Annotated in this window: 4 protein-coding genes and 1 pseudogene; all 5 read left to right on the forward strand. The window is 68.5% G+C overall.

Annotation, left to right across the window (positions count from 1 at the left end; translation table 11 throughout):
* On the forward strand, positions 1-254 hold a 254-nt coding region (locus ABZ749_RS29595), incomplete at its 5' end, for a hypothetical protein (RefSeq protein WP_357233562.1).
* A gap of 8 nt (positions 255-262) precedes the next feature.
* Positions 263-3169 (forward strand): annotated as a pseudogene (locus ABZ749_RS29600) (SUMF1/EgtB/PvdO family nonheme iron enzyme); the annotation flags it as partial.
* A gap of 133 nt (positions 3170-3302) precedes the next feature.
* Positions 3303-4385, forward strand: coding sequence for a radical SAM protein (locus ABZ749_RS29605; protein ID WP_357233564.1), 1083 nt, complete (start codon positions 3303-3305; stop codon positions 4383-4385).
* The gene (locus tag ABZ749_RS29610) at positions 4382-4687 is read left to right on the forward strand and encodes a DUF1028 domain-containing protein (protein ID WP_357233566.1); all 306 of its coding nucleotides are present in this window, start codon (positions 4382-4384) and stop codon (positions 4685-4687) included. The genes ABZ749_RS29605 and ABZ749_RS29610 overlap by 4 nt, the downstream gene beginning before the upstream one ends.
* A gap of 17 nt (positions 4688-4704) precedes the next feature.
* Positions 4705-4766 (forward strand): hypothetical protein (locus ABZ749_RS29615; RefSeq protein WP_357233568.1); only part of this gene is annotated, 62 nt, incomplete at its 3' end.

The following is a 4766-nucleotide window of genomic DNA, read 5'->3' on the forward strand; positions in this document are numbered from 1 at the left end:
CCGCGGGCCGCCTCGCCGACCGTCCCGGTGCCTCTCCGGTGTTCCGCGTCGGACCGGTACTGAGCTTCGCCATGCCGGACAAGTACGCGGTCGAGCTCGTTGACCGCGCCCTCTGCTGCGGTCTACTGCTCCTCACCGGCGCCGGCGGCACCCGCGTACGGATCGCGCCACCGCTGACCATGGAGCCGCTTTTGCTCGACCGGGCCCTCGCTCATGTAGTCGAGCTGGTCGATGCGCTGCTCGAGGGCAAGTGAGCGACCGGGTGGCCGGCACCGGCAGCCGTCTTCCGGACTTCGCCCGCTCGCGTGCCGTACTGATCGGCGCGCACACCTACACCGATCCCGAACTGCCCGATGTGCCGTCCATCCGGCGCAACGTCGACCGGCTCGCCACCCTATTGCGCGACGAACGGCACAGTGGATTCGACGAGACCACCTGCCGTACGGTCGACAACCCGGAAACCGTCGACGAGCTTCTCAGCCCGATCGCCGAAGCCGCCTCCACCGCCAACGACGTCCTAGCCGTCTACTTCTCCGGGCACGGCATTCTTGTCGGCGAGGATCTGACCTTGCATCTCGCGGTAGGTGGAACTCGGATCGGCCGCTTCTGGACCTCTGCGGAGTTCGCCCAGGTGGCGCGCATCATCAACGGTTCATCAGCCACAACCAAGGTGGTCATCCTCGACTGCTGCTACAGCGGCCGAGTGCTGGGTCAGGTGCTCAGCGACGCCGGCACCGGCGGGGTCGAGCAGGCCGACGTCGAAGGCTCGTACGTGATGACCTCTACGTCCGCCACCAAGCCGGCGCTCGCACCCGACAGCGAGCTGTACACCGCCTTCACCGGTCAGTTGATCAAGGTCTTCGAGGAAGGGCTCGGCACTGCCGGCGAGCTGCTACCGCTGATCGTGGCCTTCGATGCGGTAGCCGCACGCATGGCCCGGCGCGGTCACCCTGCACCGCAGCAACGCCACCGCAATCAGGGCGGTGCACTGGCCCTGGTCCGCAACCCTCGCTTTCGTGCGCCGGCCGGTGCCCGCCCACCGATCTCCGATGTCCCGCTCCGCGCACCGAAGCGCGCGAAACGGCTCGAGGAGCCGACATCAACGATCGTGCTCAGCGCCGACCGATGGGGCACCGGTGAGATGCCGGCGGCGGTGGCCGGAGCGGACGTGGACCCCGGCCCGGAGGAGCTCTTCGCTCTGCCGCCCGAGGAGGCGAGTGCGGAGGCCACGGCCACACCGCAGCGGATACCCGATGTCGGGGCCGCCCTGCGTGACCTGGACCGTGCCGTGGTGGTGGGGCCGCCGGGCAGCGGAAAGAGCACGTTGTTGCTGACCGTGCTCGCCGGTCGGACCGATGATGACCCGATCCCGGTGCTGGTGCCGCTCCAGCAGTTCACCGGCCGGCACACTGACGGCCATCGGCAGCGATTCGCCCAGTTCGTCGCCGACTTGACCCGTCAGCAGGCGGCCGGGGCCGACCGTTCTGCCGTCCGTCTGTTGATCGACGGCCTGGATGAGCTTCCCCACAATGTCGCGGGCGAGGCCCTGCGCACAGAGGTTCTGGACCTCCTGGCCACCCGCCCGCGCTGGTTGCTCACCACCCGCTCACCAGCGGGGGTTCCGGCTGTCACCGCGCGGGCCCAGATCTTCCACCTGCGCGAGCTCGATCCGCCGCAGATACGTGACATCCTCGTCCTGCACGGCGGCGCAAAAGCGGGGAGCGAGGCCTGGTATCGCGTCGGCGGCGACGATCGAATCATCGCGCTGTGGCAGCGGTTCGCCGACGCGGGGCACCCCGAGGCGTTCTGGGCAGAAGGACGTGGCCTCTCCGGACTGACCGATCCGGCGGAGAGCGAGACTCTGCACCGAGTGGCGGGATCCTCGTCACTGCTCCGACTCTGCCGCAACCCGTACCTCGCCTATCTGGTCGCGAAGCTGTACCTGCTCGAGGGCGACTTGCCGAGCGCCCGCGCCGAGTTGCTGGATCGATTCGTGTGGGCGCTGCTGCGTAAACACGCGAGCCGCACCGGTACGGCGGGCAACGCGGCGGCGGTGCATCAGGCGATGAGACCGCTGGCGTACGCAATGAACAAGGCCGGTGTGCTGGTCCTGAGCCACGCCGACGCTCGCATCCTGATCGGCGATCGCCAGGCCGACAGCTATCTGCAGGCCGCCGTGGATGCCGGTGTGCTGCGACTGGGTCTTAACCGAATCAGCTTCGCGCATCGGCTGATACGCGACGTCTTCGCGTATGTCTGCCTGCGGTCCGCGATGGACCTCGACCTCGACGCCGAGGAGTTCTTCCCGCGCGACGCCTGGTGGGTGCCGAACGACTGGCTGGCCCCCGCGGCCCTGCTGGGCGACGCTGTCCAGCCGGTCGACCGGGTGGCGCGCTGGCTGGCGCCGGCCGAGCCGGTGCTGGCTCTCCGGCTCGCCCTGACTGCGGGCGCCCAGCGCCGCACCCCAGCCGAGCTGGACGCAGACACCCACTCCGCCATCGTGCGGGCCTGCCGTAACCGGGAGAGCGACCCGCACCCAGCGGGACGTGCCCATACATGGCGCGTGCTCGGACAGCTCGGCGCGGACCGGCGCCGGGGCGTCGGATGCGGACCGGACGGGCTGCCGGACATCACCTGGGTCCGAGTGCCCGGCATGGATCTGCAGATCGCGAAATACCCGGTCACCAACGCACAGTTCGAGGCCTTTCGCTCGGCGCCGGACGGCCGGGACGGTTCGTCCGGCCGATTCGCCGACGATCCGCACGCACCCCGAGAATCGGTGACCTGGTACGAGGCGGCGGCTTTCGCCGAGTGGTTGGGGCGGCGCACCGGCTCCACGGTCGGCCTGCCCACCGAGCGGGAATGGCACGCGGCCGCCCGTTCGGCTCTGGGCCTGCCGTTTCCCTGGGGCGACTGGCAGCCGGGCAGATGCAACACCCGGCCCTCCTCGATCGGGCGAACGTCACCGGTGGGCATCTTTCCGGAAGGCGCGGCTGCCTGTGGCGCCGAGGATCTCTGCGGGAATGTCTGGGAGTGGTGTCTGCCCGATGACCCAGCGGTCGGCGTCGCGACGGTCCGGGGTGGTTCCTGGGCCGACTACACACACCACGCCCGGGTCGACTTCTCCGCTAGCCACTCAATGAGCACCGCGCTCGATTCGATCGGGTTCCGCCTTGTGCGCCGCTCCTACGGGGCGGCCGGGGAAAGGAGGCATCTTGACCGTCTATCGACACCTGCCAGTGCACGCCTTTCAGACAAGTCTGGAGACACTGCGCGGCCATCACTGGCGGTACTTCACCGACGTGTATCAGGGCTGTCAGTTCAGCTGCGCCTACTGCCTCTACCGAGGTCCCTCCGACTACGGGGCACACGTACGGCCGATGACCGCCGGGCCGGTAAGCCTGGACCGCGCGGTGTCTCAGCTTGACGGCATCGTCGACATCGGAGCGACGACAGACCCGTACCAGGCGATCGAAGAACAGCAGGAACGCACCCGAGAACTGCTCCGCCAAGTGCTCGCCGACGAGCAACCGATCTTTCTGCTCACCCGTGGCACTCTTGTCGAGCGGGACGCAGACCTGCTGGTCCGACTCGCCGAACGCGGTCTGGTCGAGGTCTGTTTCTCGCTCATCACTCTCGACCCGTACACGACTGATGTGTTGGAAGGCCGTACGCCTCCACCGCTGGAGCGGCTGGCGGCAGCTCGTCGCCTCGCCGACCGGGGGATTCCGGTCTCCTTCCATGTGGCCCCCCTTATCCCCGGCCTGGACAGCGAGGCCGGGCTGCGCGATCTGGTCGAGGCGATGGCCCGAGCCGGTGCTCAGCACGTGTTCGGTGCGGTGCTGGGGGCACGCCCTGGTTTCTGGCCGACATTGCTGGGGCTGCTCGACCGGGTGGCCCACTTCCACGATCGCGCCCTGTTCCGGGCAGGCTATCCCGACGACCTGGAACTGCGCGGGCAGGACGGCGCGGTGATCGGCTCCGCCGAGGTGGTGACGACCTGCAGCAAACAGCTGCGTGCCGCTTGCGACGCGGCCGGCCTACCGTTCGTCTCGGAGACGGTGCCCGGCCTGACCTCGACCGTCCTCTCCTCGGGCATCTATCGCTGGAAGATGCCCACCGTCCACGACATGGCCGACTGGGTAAGCAACCAGCGGCGCGGGATCACCCACCATGCCTTCGAGGAAGGGTTCTACCGAGCTTTCGCTCCGGACGAGGCGCTGCGCGCACTCGTCGCCGGCCTTTGGAGAGACGGCACGCTCTTCGCCAACACCTCACTCGCCGGCCAGATCATTGACGGCCAGATGACGTACGCGGACACCGGGCGCCTGCACGTAGAAGCCATGCGAACCCTGACCGTGCGGCGCAACGGTGGTGTGGCATGACGTTCTCCATCGCCGCTGTCGACCACGCGACCGGCGAAATCGGCGTGGCCGTCGAGTCCAAATACCTCGCGGTTGGATCCATCGTTCCGTTCGCGCGGGCCGATGTCGGGGTGATCACGACCCAGTTCTTTGCCAACCCTCGGTTCGGCAACCTCGGCCTGGACCTGCTCGAGGACGGTGTAACGCCGGAAGAGGTCATCGAGCGGCTGCTCTTCGCTGACGAGCACCGGGTCCGCCGGCAACTCGCGGTGCTGAGCGCGGACGGCACGGTCGCCTCCTACACCGGGGCCAGGAGCCGGTGACCTTCGCGCACCCGCTGATGCGCAACGCCCTGGAGAAGACCCTGGGTGTGCCGTTGTTCCAGGAGCAGCTGATGCAGCT

The organism is Micromonospora sp. NPDC047753, from assembly GCF_040642735.1.
Lineage (GTDB): Bacteria > Actinomycetota > Actinomycetes > Mycobacteriales > Micromonosporaceae > Micromonospora.